Source organism: Amycolatopsis sp., assembly GCF_025464955.1.
Classification (GTDB): domain Bacteria; phylum Actinomycetota; class Actinomycetes; order Mycobacteriales; family Pseudonocardiaceae; genus Amycolatopsis.
In genome coordinates, this window is sequence record NZ_JAODNM010000177.1 from 1 (window position 1) to 17,187 (window position 17,187).

16 protein-coding genes and 1 pseudogene are annotated in these 17,187 nt (G+C 67.2%); 4 read left to right on the top strand and 13 right to left on the bottom strand.

From position 1 onward, the window contains the following. Positions 1-658: 658 nt before the first annotated feature. Positions 659-910 carry a hypothetical protein gene (locus JWQ81_RS44160; protein WP_297551621.1) on the bottom strand — a complete coding sequence of 84 codons (252 nt, stop codon included), beginning with the start codon at positions 908-910 and terminating at the stop codon, positions 659-661. Positions 911-1,326: 416 nt separating this feature from the next. Between JWQ81_RS44160 and JWQ81_RS44165 the strand changes: the two genes are divergently transcribed. Further along, a complete protein-coding gene (locus JWQ81_RS44165; RefSeq protein WP_297551622.1) occupies positions 1,327-2,148 on the top strand; it encodes a polysaccharide lyase family 7 protein in 822 nt (273 codons plus the stop codon). On the opposite strand, the gene JWQ81_RS44170 is transcribed toward JWQ81_RS44165, so the two are convergent. From JWQ81_RS44170 to JWQ81_RS44195, 6 genes are all read right to left on the bottom strand, one after another. Beyond that, positions 2,135-2,389 (bottom strand): hypothetical protein, encoded by a 255-nt coding sequence (locus JWQ81_RS44170; protein WP_297551623.1) that lies wholly within the window; start codon positions 2,387-2,389, stop codon positions 2,135-2,137. The two genes, JWQ81_RS44165 and JWQ81_RS44170, sit on opposite strands and share 14 nt — an antisense overlap. A 70-nt stretch (positions 2,390-2,459) precedes the next feature. Next, a complete protein-coding gene (locus JWQ81_RS44175; RefSeq protein ID WP_297551624.1) occupies positions 2,460-2,963 on the bottom strand; it encodes a hypothetical protein in 504 nt (167 codons plus the stop codon). Positions 2,964-3,024: 61 nt separating this feature from the next. Next, positions 3,025-7,362, bottom strand: a complete 4,338-nt coding sequence (locus JWQ81_RS44180) for a DUF6531 domain-containing protein (RefSeq protein ID WP_297551625.1) — start codon at positions 7,360-7,362, stop codon at positions 3,025-3,027. Continuing rightward, on the bottom strand, positions 7,359-7,748 hold the full coding sequence (locus JWQ81_RS44185) for a type VII secretion target (protein WP_297551626.1): 390 nt from the start codon (positions 7,746-7,748) through the stop codon (positions 7,359-7,361). Before JWQ81_RS44185 ends, JWQ81_RS44180 begins: the two co-directional genes overlap by 4 nt. A gap of 28 nt (positions 7,749-7,776) precedes the next feature. After that, on the bottom strand, positions 7,777-8,337 hold the full coding sequence (locus tag JWQ81_RS44190; protein ID WP_297551627.1) for a YbaB/EbfC family nucleoid-associated protein: 561 nt from the start codon (positions 8,335-8,337) through the stop codon (positions 7,777-7,779). A gap of 264 nt (positions 8,338-8,601) precedes the next feature. Next, complete coding sequence (locus JWQ81_RS44195) at positions 8,602-8,862, bottom strand: hypothetical protein (protein WP_297551635.1); 261 nt, start codon at positions 8,860-8,862, stop codon at positions 8,602-8,604. Between JWQ81_RS44195 and JWQ81_RS44200 the strand changes: the two are divergent. Further along, positions 8,839-8,904, top strand: a pseudogene (locus JWQ81_RS44200) (hypothetical protein); the annotation flags it as partial. The gene JWQ81_RS44195 and the pseudogene JWQ81_RS44200 overlap by 24 nt on opposite strands. A 63-nt stretch (positions 8,905-8,967) precedes the next feature. Here the strand turns inward: JWQ81_RS44200 and JWQ81_RS44205 are convergent. Both JWQ81_RS44205 and JWQ81_RS44210 read right to left on the bottom strand, forming a co-directional pair. Continuing rightward, positions 8,968-9,126 carry a hypothetical protein gene (locus JWQ81_RS44205; RefSeq protein ID WP_297551636.1) on the bottom strand — a complete coding sequence of 53 codons (159 nt, stop codon included), beginning with the start codon at positions 9,124-9,126 and terminating at the stop codon, positions 8,968-8,970. 110 nt (positions 9,127-9,236) lie between these two features. Further along, a complete protein-coding gene (locus tag JWQ81_RS44210; RefSeq protein ID WP_297551628.1) occupies positions 9,237-10,154 on the bottom strand; it encodes a LysR family transcriptional regulator in 918 nt (305 codons plus the stop codon). Positions 10,155-10,237: 83 nt separating this feature from the next. Between JWQ81_RS44210 and JWQ81_RS44215 the strand changes: the two genes are divergently transcribed. Beyond that, positions 10,238-11,131, top strand: a complete 894-nt coding sequence (locus JWQ81_RS44215) for an EamA family transporter (protein ID WP_297551629.1) — start codon at positions 10,238-10,240, stop codon at positions 11,129-11,131. A 128-nt stretch (positions 11,132-11,259) separates the two neighbouring features. Then, positions 11,260-13,062, top strand: coding sequence for an APC family permease (locus tag JWQ81_RS44220; protein WP_297551630.1), 1,803 nt, complete (start codon positions 11,260-11,262; stop codon positions 13,060-13,062). Between the two features lie 4 nt (positions 13,063-13,066). Here the strand turns inward: JWQ81_RS44220 and JWQ81_RS44225 are convergent, their stop codons facing one another. The 4 genes from JWQ81_RS44225 to JWQ81_RS44240 all read right to left on the bottom strand — a co-directional run. Further along, positions 13,067-13,588, bottom strand: coding sequence for a hypothetical protein (locus JWQ81_RS44225; protein ID WP_297551631.1), 522 nt, complete (start codon positions 13,586-13,588; stop codon positions 13,067-13,069). Between the two features lie 85 nt (positions 13,589-13,673). Continuing rightward, complete coding sequence (locus JWQ81_RS44230) at positions 13,674-14,957, bottom strand: S53 family peptidase (RefSeq protein WP_297551632.1); 1,284 nt, start codon at positions 14,955-14,957, stop codon at positions 13,674-13,676. Between the two features lie 154 nt (positions 14,958-15,111). Next, positions 15,112-15,666 carry a G/U mismatch-specific DNA glycosylase gene (gene mug, locus JWQ81_RS44235; RefSeq protein ID WP_297551634.1) on the bottom strand — a complete coding sequence of 185 codons (555 nt, stop codon included), beginning with the start codon at positions 15,664-15,666 and terminating at the stop codon, positions 15,112-15,114. A 652-nt stretch (positions 15,667-16,318) separates the two neighbouring features. Then, positions 16,319-17,187, bottom strand: an 869-nt coding sequence (locus tag JWQ81_RS44240; protein ID WP_297551633.1) for an HNH endonuclease signature motif containing protein, incomplete at its 5' end; no start/stop codon positions are given.

The window sequence follows — 17,187 nt, forward strand, 5'->3', positions numbered from 1 at the left end:
CCAGGCTGGTGGCCGCGTTGACCGCCATGGTTTCGGCGTTCGGGGCGGCAGCGGGGTTCGACGGTTGCGCTTGCGCACCGGTGGTGGTCGCCAGCGCGGCCACCAGTGCGGCGGTCGCGGCGACGACAACAGGACGTCTCAGTTTCATCGACGGATCTCCTCCGTGCAGGGCAAACTCGGCCCGTGTTCGCACACGGACCGGGTACGGGGTAGAAGTGAAAGGATTACGACGAATGGACTAACCATGAAAAGTGTTGCTACGAACGGGAACAAGGATCCTCATCCGGGTGTCCGTGAACAACCGACTAACGTACTGAACTTGCTCGCTAGCACTGATATGGACCAAAAGGTACATTTGGTCTAACGAGGACAACTGTCAGTGAGCGTGGTCGGTGGAAAACCCACTTCTTCAACGATTTACCTGGTGGAAATCGAACCGCCTCGGATCGGCGGTCACTCCTTGCGTTGCCGGCTCCTGGAAAGGGGTTCGAGCATGTCAGGCCGGTATGGACTGGTACGGACCACCTTTCCCTCAACGCCATTTTGCTGACTGTGATCGCTTGCCGGCGACCGGGACGTAGTGGCCGCCGGGCGAGACGACGCGGCTCGGCAACGTGAAGGCTGGGCGAGTTGCGGCATGCGCAACGGGAGCGCTGTGTCAAGGGCTGTTCGGGTACTGGTTCGCCCGATAGGCGGTGTCGCATAGCGGGACATGATCGGTCAAGCCAACCGGATCCTGACGCACCGTCGGCGGTTTGCGCGGGGTGATCTGTCGATCCGCTTCGCCGCGCGTCGCGAGACCGGAACCGTAGGCCGGCCGATGCCGCTCGCGGCTCGCCGAGGCCGGCGACTCCCGCGCTGAAGCTTGAACGCCGTTATCGCCCAGGCGATCGCGCGTTCGCTCGTCCATTCAGGACGAAGTCGGGCCTGGCACGCATCAGGTGTCCACTGTGTCTTCGCGTGGTGTCGGAATGCTCGTAAAACGAACCGATCGTTTCGGTTTGACAATTGCCAACTGGTACAGACCTCTTGGGTTTGACCCGTTGACAGCGGGAACCTTCCGGCGCTAGCTTTTCGGCGAAAGTCATGCATGTGACAACTGCCACGAATACAGCGACTGTTCAGATATATGAACACGGTACGGGCTACGAAGAAAGGAGGCAAACGTGGCGTCGTTCGCGCAGCGGAACAGGCCGGGCGCGGTTACTGCCGTTCCCGTTTCACCTCAGTCCCCGAGATCGAACCTGTCCGAGTCGAGCGGCGCCGGTACGTCCGGACCGTCGTGTGAATACCGGTTGACCACGAATCAGCTCAGGAGGACGTGCAATGTCGCATTTTCAGGCCCGAGGCCGCACTGTCATGGCCGGGGTGGGCACCTTGGCGCTCGCGTTTCTCGCCGTACCGGCCATCACCTTGGGGTCGACGGGGGTCGCCGACGCAGCGCCGTCCGCGGCTGCGCTCAACCCCGGCGTCGCGCCTGGGGGCAATTTCGACCTTTCGAGGTGGGAACTGCAGTTGCCGACCGGCTCCCCGGGCTCGCCCAAGACGATCAAGCCGGCGCAGCTGAAAGGGTCGAGCGGCTATCAGGACAGCTACTTCTACACGAACAAATCCGACGGGTCGATGAGTTTCTGGGATCCCGAGAACGGCGTCACGACCCCGAATTCGAACTACTCCCGGTCCGAGTTGCGCGAAATGAACACCGACGGTTCGGCGGCCGCCTGGGCGATTTCGGGCACGCACACGCTGACCGCGACGGTGAAAGTCACGCAGGTGCCGGACCACGTGTGCGTCGGGCAGATCCACCTCAGTGAAGGCAGCGGGTCCACGAAACCGCTGATCGAACTCTATTACCACAAGAATGGGGATATCGCGGTCGGTATCGAGAATTCGCCGACGGGCGGCCAGACGCCGCACACCGTCGGGAACGTCCCGCTCGGCCAGCAGTGGAGCTACGTGATCAGCCTGACCGGTGGCAACACCCTAGGCCTGACTCTCAACGGTAAGAAGACGACCTGGTCGATGCCCTCGTCCTTCAAGGGCTACCCCATGTACTTCAAGGCCGGCGACTACGACCAGAGCAGTGGCAGCAGCAGCACGGTCGGCGCCAAGGTGCAGTTTTACGCGCTGTCGGTCAAACACAGCTGAGTTCACCAGGTGCGCCTGAACGCCGGCCGGTGTTCAGGCGCACCTTCGTGTCACTGGAGCCAGACGGCGCCGCGCCCTCCTCGGTGACCACGATGGGGTAGTCGAAGGACTGGTCGCCGGTCCAGGTCAGGACGACCTGGTTACGGACGTACTCGGCACACTCGACTACGGCGGCGTCACACCGGTGCGCGTGCCCGCCGGTCTCGTGGCGCGGGTGCCGCAAGGCCCCGGCCTCGACCACGACGACGCTTTGAAGCAGTGGTGAGCCGACGGCCCGGGACTCCTCCCGGCATCTCCCTCCAAGCTACCGGTCAGCGTCTTTCTGACCGTGACAGGAGATCGGCTCGGTTCTTGGCGACGTTCCGGATCTTCTTCGTGCGGCCGGACTCGGCGAGCAGGCCGAGTACCGGCAGCGACAGCGAGCTTTCGGCAATTCTTCGCTGCATCCAGTCCGTCACCTCCGCCAGCTCTGCCGGGGCCGGCACTCGACCGTCCTTCATGGACAGAGAGAACACCCAGTCGTGGATGCGCCGGCCGATGAACTCGTGGTCCACCCCCGCTGCGCGCAGATCCGCCTCCGGCAGGACTTCATCGGCCCAGCGCCGGAAAGCGGCCGGATCGTTCGCCGCTGCCGCGATCTCGTCCACGAGGGCGACCACCGCCGTCTTGGCCGTCATCGGCCGAGGGTCGCGCAGGATCTTGGCCACGATCGCACGATCGTCCTCGCGGCTCGGGGAGTCCGCAATCACCGGAATGATGCGCTGATAGGCGGCGGAGCGCACGTGCTCGTCCGCAACAGCCTCGTCGACGTCCACGTCGAGGATTCCGGCGTCCGCGAGCAATGCCGTCAGATCGGCACGTAGTGACATGGTCTCCTCACCCCTTACACGACCCGCTGGCGGCAGCCTTCCGCTCCCGTTCGGCGTCGGCGGCCTGCTTTTCTGCCTGATTCCTTCGGCCGAGCTTCTTGACGGCTTTCCTGACCTCTGTTTTGTAGTGTTCCACGACTTGCTTCTGCTGGCTCGAGAGTTCCGGTTCGCCCTTGATGGGGTGGCCGTTCGGCCCGACGCTGACATCTCGCCCCCGGCCGGTGACGTGAGCGTGCGCCGGCCAGTCGACGTCGTACTCGTGAACGACAATGCGCACGCCGTTCTTCGCGACATCGAGGAGGGAGAGGCCGAGCGGGTCGAGCCACGTGAACGGGTTGGGGACATAACTGTGCGGCGCGTAACCGCCGGACAGGCCGATCGGGTCGGCACTGAAGTACCGGGCGGTTTCGGGGTCGTAGTACCGGAAGTAGTTGTAGTTGAGCCCGGATTCCGCATCGGCGTACTGGCCGGGGAATCGCAGCGGCGTCGTCGCGGCGCCACCGTGGGCGATCGGCTCGCCCCACGCCGTGGTCTGCGCGAACCACGCCACGTTCCCGTGCTCGTCCAGCAACTCGGTCGGTGCGCCGACCAGGTCGGTCACGATCGCGTAGAACTTCTCGTCCGTGCCCAGGCGCTCCGCCTGGACCAGTGGCCGGTGCGACGACGGGTCGTAGTCCCAGGTCACCGACCGCAGGCTGGTGACCTGTTCGGCAAGCGTCGTCCCGTCCCAGACGAAGTCGACGCGCTCGACGACCTGACCGGCGGCGTGCCGCTCCTTCGCGATCCGCCTGCCCAGCGCGTCGTAGCGGTACCGCCAGGTGGCGTTGTCCGGTGTGACCAGGCCGATCAGCTGGTCGTCGGCATTCCAGGTGTAGTGCCACACGTCGGCGCCGCGCTGTTTGCGCGTGACCCGGCCTTGCGGGTCGTACTGATAGCGCAGCGCGCCCGCCTCGTGGAGCAGAGTCCCCGTGTAGCGCCACTGTTCGGCTGGTGCGGTGCCTGGAGTGGCCGCGTTGGTCAGGTTGCCAGCCACGTCATACTGGTAGTACTCGGACCGGCGTCGGCTGTGCACCTGCGTGATCCGGCCGAACGGGTCGAGGTCGAACTCGCGCGATCCGGCGATCTGGTCGGCGATGGCGGTGACGTTGCCATCCGGCCGGTACTGGAAAGTGCGGTGCTGCACGGGTTTTCCGTTTCCGGCCAGCGCCGTCTGGCTGACCAGCTGGTCGTTCGCGTCCCACGAGTGGGCGAGGCGGAGACCCGACGGAGACGTCCTGGTGGTTTCCCGGCCCGCGGCGTCATAGGCGAACGCCAGCGTACGGCTGCCGTTGTGCAGTGCGATCGGTGAGCCGGCGGCGTCGAACTCCCAGGCCGACACGGTGCCGCTCGGCGTTTCCCTGCGGACGCACCGGCCGAGCGCGTCGTAGTCCGATGCGACCGTCCGGCCATTCACCGTCTCGGTCAGCACGCGGCCGAGGACGTCCCTGGTCAGTACGAGGTAAGAGTCGCGGCTCGACGCCGATACGAGCCGCCCGGCCAGGTCGTACGCGAAGTTCATCGTGTCCGTCGGGGACTGCGTCGTGACGACGTTGCCACGAAGGTCGTGTTGGTAGGTGGTGGTCTGCCCCGCGCCATTGGTTTTGCTGACGAGCCGGCCGGCGTCGTCTCGTTCATACGTCGTCACGCGGCCGTTGAAATCGGCTTCGCGCACCAGGAAGCCGGCCGGGTCGTACTCGTAGCGCCACACCGAGCCCTGCGCGTTCGTGACTGTGGTCAGGTTCAGCTCGGTGTCGTAGCCGAACTCGATGCGGCTGCCGTCCGCGTTGACCTGCACGACCGGCAGGTCGAAATGGGTGGTGGCGATCGCCAGCAGTGGCCCGCCTCCGACAGAGTATTCGGCGAAGTTGCCCTCCGGGTCATGCCGCCACCGGTCCACGGTCCCGTCCGGCCGGGTTCGGGTGAGCGGTTTTCCCTCCACTGTCCAGGTCGTCCTGGTCATGTTGCCCAGCGGGTCGATCGTCGCGGCGACCCGGCCGAGTTCGTCCCGGGTGATCCGCGTCGTGCGGCCTAACGGGTTGATCACCGCGACCGGCAGGCCGCGGGCGTCCGTCTCGATCCGGTGGACGTTGCCCAGTGCGTCGGTTTCGGTCCGGCGGTGTCCGAGTTCGTCGTAGCCGTAGCGGGTGACCGCGCCGGCCGGATCCGTTTCCTCGACGATGTTGCCGCGTTCGTCGCGCCGGTAGCGCCATACCGCGCCGTCGTCATCGGTGATCGCGACGGGCAGGCCGTGCTCGTCTTGGATCGCCGTGGTGCCGCTGCCGTCCGGGTGGACGATCCGAGTGGGCTCCTCGGTCAGACCGTACTCGTACCGGGTGGTGCGGCCCAAGGGGTCCGTTTCCGCGGTGACGCGGCCGTACTGGTCGCGTTCGAACCGGGTCGTCGCACCGAGTGGGTCGACTTCGCGGACGAGTTGCCAGTCGTCGTCGAAGTGGTAGGTGCTGACCGCGCCGAGCGAATTGCGATAGCTGGTGACCCGGTTCTGCTGGTCGTACTGGATGGAACAGGCGAGCGCGCCGCCACTGCCGTCGGTCCCGACGACCTGGCCGGCGTCGTTGTAGTGGTAGGAGTACCAGTGGCCGTTGCGGTCGATCCAGCGAGTGACCCGGCCGTTGCTGTCGTACTCGAACCGCATGGCCCGGCCGGAGGAGTTGCCGACGGCGGACAGGTGGCCCTCGGCGTTGTACTGGTAGCTGACCAACGGAATGTCGACGGCGGCCGCGCGCGTCATGCGCAGCTCGGTTATCCGGCCGTTCACCGTGTCGACCGCGATGCGGTAGCCACCGGAATGGTCAATCGCGGTGGGTGTGCCGGAGGCGTCCCGGACGATGGTGACGCGGTTCCCGTTGCGGTCGGCGATCGCGGAAAGCAACACCCGTGTAATCACTCCGGTTTTCTCCGGGGAACCGAAATAACGGACATGCCCGTCGATCGGACTGGTGACAGTGAACTCGGTGGCCGAGATCGCGCGCAACGGCCAGCGGGTGCCATGCGACGGCAGCACCGGCGTGCCGTCGACCGGCGGCGCCGGATAGGTCAACGTGACCCCGTCCGCGCCGACGTAGCAGACGCCGTCCGCGTCCGACTCGACCCGCTGGTCCAGTGTGGACGCCCAAGACGAACCGAACGACCGCCCCAGGCGGTAGGTCGAGAGGTGGGTACGGCGCAGCACCAGTGCAAGTACGCCAGGAAGCTCGACGTCGGTCTGGGACATCAGCATTTCACCGGTGGCCAGGTCAACCGGGTCGCCGCCGGTGCACTTCCCGTCGTTGGGGCGACCGTCCTTCGACGGGTCGGTGTGGTCGCGCGCGTTGGTGTCGTTCGGCTCGCTCGATGTGCTTTGCGGCTTCGTACCGGCAGGGTCGCCGGTCGACGGGTCGCCGGAGGCCGTGGTGCCGGCATCGGAGGGATGGGTTCCGTCGCCACTGGTGGTATGCGGTTCGCCGCCGCCCGGCGTGGCGCGGGGTTCGTCGACGGTGGAGGACGCGTGGGTGGAGCCGTTGCCGGAGCCATGGGGTTCGGCTTCACCAGGCCTGCCATGTACCTCCGACATGACCGTCTTGATCGCCGCGAAGATCTCCTCGAGCTTGCTCATGATCGGCCGCAACTTCTCGACCGAGTTGATCAGCTTCTTGACGACCGCGCCGATCTTCTCCGTCCACGCCGCAACCTGCTCGACGACCTGCGCGACCACCACGGGGGTGCCCAGCCCGAGCGAGCAGACCTCTTCCAGAGCGTCCTGGACGAAGTCTCCGACCGCCTGGGTGACCATGTCACGCACGAGCATCCGCACCGCGCCGGTAATCACCCCGACGATCTCCACCACGGTTCCGATCGCCGACGCGCACGTCGACGCCGCGCCGAGATGATCGATCTTGTTCTTGATATTCGCCCGATAGGCGTCCGCCGCCGCGCCCGCCCAGTTCGCCGTGTCCTTCGCGACACTCGCGGTCAGATCCTTCGCGGCCTTGTCGACGGCGGTGGCGATGTTCTTCCACGTCTGCGAGTACGCCGCGATCTGGTCCGCGTCCCCGGCGAGCTGGTTCAACGCGTCCTGCAACGGCTTGACGTGCTCGATCAGCCAGTTCAACCCGTAGGAGATCAACGTTCCCACCGGGTTCATCGCCATCGTCAGGACGTCGAGCCCCGCTCCGAGCGCACCGATCCCACCCTCGATCCACGAACCCGAGGCGATCCCGTCGTACGCGCTCGCCGCGTCGTCGATGACGTTGATCCCGGAATGCCAGGTCGTCGAGTCCTGCTTCGCCGCTACCAGCGGGTTGCTCATGCCACTGGTCCTATCGGCCGAGCCGTCGACGGCTGCGAGGCCCCGGACGGGCCGGACTCCAGCTGGTCCATCAGTGAGTTGAGTGTCGACACGTGCGCATCCTCGGTTTGCCCATAGGTGTCGACGGCCTTGGCGATGGCATCCGACACGGACGTCATCGCGTCCTTCGCCAGCTTCAGCGTGACCAACCCCGGCGTGGACACCGCGAGCACCATCGGCACGAACATCGGCCCGCAGATCAGGCCATACGCCTGTACTCCCACGGTCACCTGTTCGGCCGCGGCCAATGCCTGCCCGAGCTCGTCACCGACCTGCCGCACGGCCTTCGCATGCACCACCAGCTCGTCCGGGTGGACGGCGTACCCGCCCCCGACGTCATCCGCCACTACAACCCCCACTCGTCACCGGAATTCGTCAGTTTCGGACCATGAACGAGCGGTCTTCGAATCCGTCGTCCCCCTCGTCGTCGTTCTCGCGCGGACGGCGAGCCGGCTTCGGCGGGGTGGGCGCCGGCGGCGATATCGGCGGTGACGCCTCCTCGTCGAGCCGCCCGAGCGGCCGTTCCCTCACTGCATCCTCGGTCGACTCGGGCTCCGGCGGCTCGGGGAACTTCTCCCGGTACCTGCCCACAACGGTGTCGACGGTGGCCTGGTCGTCCCCGATGGTCTCGGTCATCACCTCGCCGAGCCGCTCCGGCAGCCGGGCCTGCGCGCGCCGGAGGGTGGTCAGCACCGCGGCGGCCACCTGTGCGCCGGACAACTCCCGGACCCGGTCGGTGATGCGCAGATCGGTCGGGTTCCCGGCCGAATCCACGGTCACGGTGACCATGCCGTCCTTGGACGACTCGGTCACGGACACCTGCCCGACCGCCTCCTGCATCGCCTGGTAGCGCTGGGCCTTCTCCCGCGCCTGTGCGACCCACTGATCCACCCGTGCGGCCGGATCGCCGGCCCCGTTCGACAACGGATCGCTCATTTTCCACCGCCCTCTTCACGCCTACCCCTTCAGACGCAACGAGCAAACCATCGGGTTCCTGGTGACCGGTCGAGCGCGGTGTGAACTACCCGAATAGCCTAAGTGATTTATCCCGAATGTACTAAATATCCCGATACGGCGACTGGTCGAAGTGCCAAGTGCGAGGTTCCTCAGGGCCACCCCGGTGGCGTTGGGGGTGCCGGGTGGCTGGTGTGGCGTTGTGACGTGTCGTGAGGCCACCTTCATGGCGTAAGGCGTACTCAACTAGGCCTTCACGACGTCCGAAACCTCGCGAGCCGACCCAGCAGTCAATGCGGCGGCCGCCATGAGGATGGACCTGAAGAAACGCTGCTGGTGGCCAGGGTGTTCCGGCTGGTCGGGTGGCAGGGCACGCCCGCGCGACCGCCGGTGCTGCGGTGCGGGGACCTCGAACTGGACACCGGCCGGCACGAAGTACGCCGGGCAGGGGCGCCGCTCACGTTGACCAGGACCGAGTTTTCCGTGCTGGAGCTGCTGGTCGTCCACCAGGGGAAAACGGTGCAGCGCGCGACGCTCGAGCGCGATGTCTGGGACGACCCGCGGGCGGGCAACGTACTCGACGTGGTGATCGGGCAGCTGCGGAAGAAACGGCTATTCGCGGCCGAGCACGATGGTCGGTTCGAGCTCGAACTCGGGCTCGCGACGCACCCGCTCCAGAATCGAGTCGGCTGCCGTCGACTGCGTCGGGATGAGGTCCGATGCGGCCGTCACAACCCGGTCCGCGGTCTCCCGTTCACGAATTCCGGTCATCGCTCTCACAGTCCTCTCGCGACTTGCCTCGAGTCCGGCTGTCCACACAGGACCCGGCTGATCCGATCGAGCATAACTCCGGTCCACGCCTCCGACGAGTGTATTTCCCACTATCTGGGGGATACCGCAGCCTTCCGATCAGGGGTCTGCCGGGCAAGAGCGCCGAGGACCAGCGCGAGCGGGGGCCAGTCAGTGCGCCCGCGCCGGGCCATCGCGTAGGACCGTAGCGTGATGTCGGGATCGGTGAGTGGGAGCAGGCCCACCCCAAGCAGTGTCGCGCCCGCGGCCGGGAGCAGCCCGACGCCCAGTCCGGCGACGATGAGGTCCTGCACGAGCTCCAGGGTGTCGACCTGGTGCGCGATCCTCGGCCGGAAATCCGCCATGGAGGCGACGGTGCGGATGACGTTCTCGTCCGCGGTGTTGCGTGAGTTCACGATCCAGTCGGCGTCGCGGAACCGGGCGAAGACCTCGCGCGAGGTGCCCGAGACCGCGTCGGCCTCCGCGATGGGGACGCCGAGGGCCCAGGCGGCGGTCCACAGTGGGATCGACTCGACGGCCGGATCGACCGACGCCGGAGCGAGGTTGTAGTCGTAGATGAGCGCGAGGTCGACGTCGTCGGTGGCCAGCATCTCGAGCGATTCGGCGGGCTCGTACTCGTGGACGATCAGCCGTATCCGGGGATGGGTCACCGCCAGGTCGTCGATGATCGGCAGGAGGGAGCGGCGGATCGCGGTGGCAAACCCGGCGACCCGCAGGGTGCCCGCCGCTTCCGCGGCCGGGTCCAGGTCGGCGCGCGCCGCCTCGACCGCGGTCAGGATGACGAGCGCGTGCGCGGCCAGCCGTCGCCCCGCCGGGGTCAGCCGTACCCGGCGCCCGTCCGGCTCGACGAGCGTCGCGCCGACCTCCTTGGCCAGTACCGCGATCTGTTGGGACACCGTGGACGTCGTGACGTTCAGCGCCTGGGCGACCGCGTGCATGGACCCGAGCCGGGACAGCTCGAGCAACAGGCGCAGCCGGCGAGTCTCCATCCGCTGATTGTTCATGATCAGCGAACGGAATGTCCAGGAATGACACGTGGACGCGAACGGTCCGCGTGCCGTCTACTGGGGCCATGACGTCGATCGATCCGGCACTCCGCTCGCCCGTTCCCGTCCCCGGTCGTCACTCCGGGGCCCGCGCGGGCACGACGTTGGCGCTCAGTTCGATGCTGTGTGTCCAGCTGGGGCTCGCCGTTTCGGTCGGCCTGATCGGTGAGGTCGGGCCGCTCGGGGTGGCTTGGCTGCGACTGGCGTGGGCGGGGGTGCTGCTGCTGGTCCTGGTGCGCCCGCGGCGCGGCGATTTCACCCGGTCCGGCCTGCTGGCGTGTGTCGCTCTCAGGGTCGTGACGGCGGGGGTCACGCTGCTGTTCATGTGCGCCGTCGCGCGGCTGCCGCTCGGCACCGCCAGCGCGCTCGAATTCCTCGGTCCGCTCGGTGTCGCCGTCTGCCGCGGACATGGTGCGAAGAAGCGGTGGCCCGCGCTCGCTGCCGTCGGAGTCGTGCTGCTCACAGAGCCGTGGCACGGCGGCGCGGACCCGCTGGGCGTCGCGTTCGCGCTCGGCGCCGCGGCCTGCTGGGCGGCGTACATCCTGCTGACCCAGCGCGTCGGCGACGAAGTGTCGGGCGTTCGAGGACTCGCCGTTTCCATGCCAGTGGCCGGAATCGTCGCGACCCTCGTCGCGGGACCGTCCGTCTTCGGCGAACTCGACTGGCGCCTGCTGATCATCGGTGCCGGGCTGGCGGTGCTCCTGCCGGTGGTGCCGTTCAGCCTCGAACTGCTGGCTCTGCGCAAGTTGACGACCGCCGCCTTCGGCACGTTGATGAGCCTGGAACCAGCCATGGCGCTCGTCATCGGGTTGGTCGCGCTACACCAGATCCCGGCGATGACTTCGGTCGCCGGGATCGTTTTTGTCGTCGTCGCGGGGATCGGCGCGGAGCGCACCGGCGCGCGGGCGAACAGCTCGTGAGTGTTCCAGCCGGTTAGAACCAGCCTCGCCGTTCACGAGTCCTGACGGCGTGTGGATCTTGCCCGGCCAGGTAAGGACTTCGTCAAGATCGCCTCGTCCGCCGGCCTGGTCCCGTCACGCTCTCGTCCGTGTCCTCCGAAGTCGCCGTCAAGCGATCCTCCGAACCCCGCCAAGACGAGCGCCACCGGCTGACGGTGGTCGGCGGTCTGGCCGCGTTGTCCCTCGATGCGATGGCGTCGGTCGCCTACGGGCCGGAAGCAATCGTCCTGGTCCTCGCGGTCGCCGGCGGCACCGGGCTCGGGTTCACCCTCCCGGTGACCATCGCGATCGCCGTGCTGCTCGGGGTGCTGACGCTGTCGTACCGGCAGGTGATCGCCGCGTTTCCCCAGGGTGGCGGTGCCTACGGCGTCTCGCGCACCTATCTCGGACGCCGTGCGTCGCTCGTGGCCGCGGCTTCACTGGTTGTCGACTACGTGCTCAACGTGGCCGTGTCGGTTGCCGCCGGGGTGGCCGCGCTGACGTCGGCGTTCCCCGAGTTGCTGCCGTACACCGTGTGGCTGTGCCTGGCCGTGCTCGCCGTCGTCACCGCGGTGAACCTGCGCGGCATCGCCCACAGCGCGAGGGCGTTCGTCGCACCGACAGTGATCTACGTCGGGTCGATCCTTGTGGTGGTCGTCATCGGGCTGCTGCGCGAGGCGCCCGCGGCCGTCCTCGACCACGCGGCGGCCACCCACAGCGTCCAGACTGTCGGCGTCCTGCTGCTGCTCAAGGCGTTCGCCAACGGTTGCGCGGCGCTGACCGGGGTCGAGGCGATCGCCAACGCCGTGCCGTCATTCCGGACGCCCCACGTCAAGCGCGCCCAGCGGACCGAAGTCGCGCTGGGTGGCCTGCTCGCGGTGATGCTGGTGGGGATCGCGTTGCTGATCGGCAAGTTCGCCATCCGCCCGGTGGACGGGGTGACCGTGCTGTCGCAGGTGACGGCCGCATCGCTGGGCAACGGGTTCGGTTACTACGTGGTGCAGTTCTCGACGGTGGTCCTGCTCGCGTTGGCCGCCAACACTTCCTTCGGCGGTCTGCCGGTGCTCGCGCAGTTGCTGGCCGGCGACAACAACCTGCCGCACCTGTTCGCGCTGCGCGCCGAACGCCAGGTCCACCGCTACGGCATAGGTTTCCTGGCGATCACCTCGGCGATCCTGCTGGTGGTGTCCGCGGGGCAGATGAACCTGCTTGTGCCGCTGTTCGCGATCGGCGTGTTCGTCGGGTTCACCTTGTCGCAGACCGGAATGGTCCTGCACTGGAAGCGCGAACGAGCGCCGGGATGGCGGGGTCGCGCGGCGCTCAACGGGTTCGGCGCGGTGCTGACCGCCGTCGCCGCTGTTGTCGTCACGGCGTCCAAGTTCACCGAGGGCGGCTGGCTGATCATCCTCGCGCTGCCGATCCTCGTGTTCGTCATGGAGCGGGTCCACCGCACCTATGACCGGATCGGTGAGCGGCTCGAGCTGGGCACGATCCCGGCGCCGCCGCGTCCGCAGCGTTCACTCGTCGTCGTGCCGGTGGCGACCGTTTCCCGGTTGACCCGTGAAGCCGTGGCCGCCGCGCTGTCACTGGGGGACCGCGTTGAGGCCGTCCACGTCACCCATCCCGAGGAGGAGGCCGGGGCGCGGGAGTTCGTCGACGCCTGGGAAGCGTGGAATCCCGGTGTCCCGCTGGTCCAGTTGTACGACGACCGGAGGCGGCTCGGCGAGCCGCTCGCCGAGTACCTGCGCAACGCTGAGCAGACGCGTGTGTTCGTGCTGATCGCCGAAGTCGAGCCCGACCACGTGTGGCAGCGGATCCTGCAGAACCAGCGCGGGGCCGTCCTGGCACGGGCGCTGCGCCGGCGTACCGACGCGGTGGTGTGCCGGCTCCGCTTCCGCATCGACGAACGCTAGACGGTCAGCCCCGGTCCCGAGCGGGTTCGGACTTGCGGCCGAAGACCTCCTGGTACACCGGGCCGAACAGGAGCCAGGCTCCGGTCAACCCGCCGAGCCGTGGCAGCCAGTCCCAGAGCGGCCCGACCTGGCCGGGCTTGCCGATCACGAGGATCGCGGCCAGCAGGAGAACCGCGGCGATCACGCAGGCGAGTACGCACTTGTACCACTCGCGCCACTCGTGGCTGATCTTCGCTCGGCCTTGAAGTTTCGGTTTCGGCGGCGGACCGCCGGCAAACCGGTGCGCGAAGCGGACGTCGGCCCAGCGGACCATGCTCCGCCCGAAAACCACGCTGAAGCCCAGGTAGATGGCCGCCAAGCCGTTCGAGAGGTTGGCTTTCGCGCCCTCCGACAGGCTGATCACGCCGACGGCGAGCACGGCCAGGTCCACGAGGGAGACGGCCGCGAGCAGGACGGTGCTCGTCCGCTTCATCCGCAGCGGATACCGCGCGACCAGGCCGCCCAGCAGGAAGAACCAGAAGGGCACCGCGGCCGCGGCGTTCTACGCGCGCGGCAAAATGCCCCCGGCCTGAGCACGAGGCTCGGGCCGGGGGCGTTCCACCTGGAGATTGTCAGCTGATTTGCTTGACCAGCGCGGGCACGAACTTGGCCGCGTCCACGGTGCCCCAGCCGGACACGATGTCGAAGCCCTTCGCCGCGGTGTAGCCCGTGACGCCGCCGCTGCTGTTGTTGCCCGAAGTCACGTCGACCACACCGCTCGCGGTGCCGCCCGAACCGAGGGCGTACAGCGCGGGGTTGATGAAGCCGAGGCCCTTGCCTGCCTGCTGCGACGCGAGGGCGACGACAGCGGCGAACAGCGGCGAGGACTGCGAAGTGCCGGAAGTGCCGAGCAGTGAGATGTCCGGCAGCGAGCGTCCGGTGGCGTGAGTCGTCGTGTCGACCGTGCTCTGCCAAGTGGGTGCGCCGTACTCGTGGGACACGCCGCCGCCCGACTCCGGCCAGACGGTGTCGGGGGAAGTCCTGGTACCACTGGAGTTCTGGTGCACCACGGTGCCGCCGACGGCGGTGACATAGGAGCTGGCGGCCGGGAAGCTCACCACCTTCTTGCCCCAGGGGGTGTTGTCCTTCTTGGTCCCCGTGGCGCCGTCGTCACCGGTGGACGCGGTGACTGTGATCCCGGCGTCGGTCGCCTTCTTGAAATGCGCGTCGAGGCCGTGCAGCTGTGCCGAGCTGTCGAAGTCGTCCTCGGGCGTGCCGAGGCTCATCGAGATGACGTTGGCCGACTTGTGGTCCGCGAGGTAGTCGATGGCCGTCATCATGTCCGGGAAGCCGTCGATACCTTGGGTTTCCGACGTCGGTGTCGCGACCACGAGGATCTTCGCCTTGGGCGCGATCGTGTGGAACATCGCGACGTCGAGGTCGGTCTCGCCGCCCCAGCTCGAGCAGTCGCTGGGCGTCCCGGGGTCATTGCACGAGGGGACGGTACCGGCGGGGGCCAGGATCTGGACGTCGGCGGCGGGCAGGCCGTGCGACTTCGAATAGCTGTCGATGTAGGCCTTGATGTTCGTGTCACCGTAGGAAACCACGGTCGCGAGCGTGGTGCCGGTGCCGTCGATACCCTTGTCGTACAGTGGTTTCGTGTCGTAGGCAAGCTGCAGGCTGTTGCCGGTCGCGGCCAGTGCCCGGTCCGTCAGCGCGGCTCGTTCCGCCGGCGACTTGGCACCGGCGAGCAGAGCCGCGCCCGCGCTGAACTGGTGGTGCTTCACGGGTGCGGCAGGTGCGGCGGTCGCGGACGTCGTCAAGCCGCTGCCGCAGACCGACACGGCGACCGCGGCGCCGACCGCCAACGTGAGCGTCCGGCGCACACGGGGGGCCTTGCTGAACCCAGCAGACATTTTTGCTCCTCCGGCTACGAACACGTGAAAGAATGTCGATCACGTGCTTCCGGATTAAAACTTGCTTACCGCGACCCTGCCACGGCCATTGGTCGCGTATGCGTACATAACGGCAGAAAACGGACCACGATCCCACCCATTGGCATGCCGGGCCTCACGCTTGGTCACCGACGATGCCGGACCGGTCCTGCAGCCCGGCCGCGATCCGCAGCCGGGCGAATTCCGTGGCGAGCGCGGCCGGCGGATAATGAGCGTTGAGGCCGCTGGGGTTCGGCAGGACCCAGATCCGGGTCGTGCCGATAGTCTCGGGCTGGAGGCCGACCTGCGCGCCTGGTGCGTCGAACGCCGCGCGGTAACCGGTGACACCCAGCAGGGCAAGCCACTCCGGTCGGCGGTCGAGCACCCGTTGCCGCAGTTGCTTCCCGCCCTCGAGGTACTCGGACTTGGTCAGTTCCGCCGCGCGCACGGTCGGTCTGCGCACGATGCTCGTGATGCCGATCCCCAGCCCCAGGAGTTCCTGTTCCCGGTCGGCACTGAGCAGGTCCGGGGTAAATCCAGATCGGTACAACGCCGGCCACAGCCGGTTCCCGGGATTGGCAAAATGATGCCCGTCGGCCGCCGACGACAGACCAGGGTTGATCCCCGCAAGCAGCACGCACAGGTTGTCGGCGATCAGGTCCGGCAGGCGGGTCTCGCGCGCGGTCTCCAGCTCGGCACGCGTACGCCGTCGCGGCGGTGTGGTGGTCACCGACACCAGCATGGCAGGACCTTCTCCGGAGCCCGTCGTTGGCTGCTGTGGCACTGGAGGCCTCGCAACTCGGCGGCGAGTTGCGGATGCGCCGAGCTCCTGTCTGCTGAAGCAAGGACGAGGGCGGCGACGGGTGCGCGGTGCGGAGTCGAGTGCCGCACCCGTGACGTCATGGGCGTTCGCAAGTCGACGACGAGTTGCGGTCGTTGCGGACATCAACTACCGCAACTCGACGGCGCGTTGCGGTTGGGGGAGTTGCGGTTGGGGCTGTGGTGTTGTCGTGTCGAGAGCTTGCGTTTAGGGAAGCAAGGACCGGGGCGGCGAGGGACTGCGGTGCGGATCCGAGCGCCACATCCGTCACGCGGTGGTACCACCGGTGTCGATGTGGGCACTGAGGCTGCTGTGGCTCGCTGCGTCCGCTGCCATTGGTATCGGGGGTCCCCTGGTACGGATCATTCGTACCAGGGGTCCCCGATTCAGTAGTGCTGCGGTGCTTTCGCAACTCGACGGCGAGTTGCTGTTGTGCCGGGGAATGCAGTCAGGGCTCGTCAGTGTCGCGGCCGGATGATCCGGTCGCGACACTCACGAGCCCTGGTACGGGGTCGGTATTCTGTTACACGTGAAGGGTGTTACGCCTCGGTCTTCGAAGCGGATCGAGATAAGTGGGCGGGATGAAGTCCGGTCTCCCGTCGCCACCCATCCGCACTTCCCAACCACCACAATGAATTAATCGGTGGTGCCGTTCACACAGGAGGGTCAAGTTGTCCAGGTCGGTTGGCCCGCCGAGGATCCAAAACACGATATGGTGCCCGTCGCAGTGTTTGGCGTGACTTTTACAACCGGGAAAGGCGCATCCGCGGTCTCTCATGACGAGTCTTCGCCGTTGCCCGGTGGTGATGATTCTCTTGGACCGACCCAAATCCATCTGCTCACTCTCAGTCCCGAGAACAGCGGGGATCACCTTGCAGTCACACGCCAACATCCGCGCTTCCGCCGCCGTGATCACACCGCCATAGTCCAGCATCGCCGTCCCAATACCGGACTTCAGTGTTTCGTAGTCCACGGTGACCGCCACATGGACACGGTCACCACCGTGAGTCGGGATCTCGTCGACGGTCATGGCGAGGCGGACCAGGTCGACCAGCGCGTCGGCGTGGCGTTCCCATTGGCTGCGGGTGTCGCGGCCTTCCTCTTTCGTCGAGTGCGGCTTCGCCAACGGATCCAGGGCTGCGCGGAGTTGGGCGTAGGCCACGTTGTCCAGCTTGCCTTTGAGTGTCGCGGAGCCGTCGCGGTGTTCCTGGAACGACAACTCCCGCTCCGGTCTCTCCGGCGGGTCCTTCGGCTCCGGCCCGTCCGGGTCGAGGGTGTCGAGGATCCGGTCGCCGGCTTTCTTCACCTCGACCGGTGACGCGTGGACGGCGAGGTTGACGAGGATTTTCTCCGCCGCCACCCGATCCTCCTCCGACACCGTCGCAGGCATCG

What these genes read in the sequence shown, in the direction of transcription:
- JWQ81_RS44180 (WP_297551625.1), bottom strand. Translation starts at nt 7,362, where the DNA reads ATGAGCAACCCGCTGGTAGCGGCGAAGCAGGACTCGACGACCTGGCAT.
- JWQ81_RS44205 (WP_297551636.1), bottom strand. Translation starts at nt 9,126, where the DNA reads ATGACCGGAATTCGTGAACGGGAGACCGCGGACCGGGTTGTGACGGCC.
- JWQ81_RS44165 (WP_297551622.1), top strand. Translation starts at nt 1,327, where the DNA reads ATGTCGCATTTTCAGGCCCGAGGCCGCACTGTCATGGCCGGGGTGGGC.
- JWQ81_RS44210 (WP_297551628.1), bottom strand. Translation starts at nt 10,154, where the DNA reads ATGGAGACTCGCCGGCTGCGCCTGTTGCTCGAGCTGTCCCGGCTCGGG.
- JWQ81_RS44160 (WP_297551621.1), bottom strand. Translation starts at nt 910, where the DNA reads ATGGACGAGCGAACGCGCGATCGCCTGGGCGATAACGGCGTTCAAGCT.
- JWQ81_RS44190 (WP_297551627.1), bottom strand. Translation starts at nt 8,337, where the DNA reads ATGAGCGATCCGTTGTCGAACGGGGCCGGCGATCCGGCCGCACGGGTG.
- JWQ81_RS44215 (WP_297551629.1), top strand. Translation starts at nt 10,238, where the DNA reads ATGACGTCGATCGATCCGGCACTCCGCTCGCCCGTTCCCGTCCCCGGT.
- JWQ81_RS44230 (WP_297551632.1), bottom strand. Translation starts at nt 14,957, where the DNA reads ATGTCTGCTGGGTTCAGCAAGGCCCCCCGTGTGCGCCGGACGCTCACG.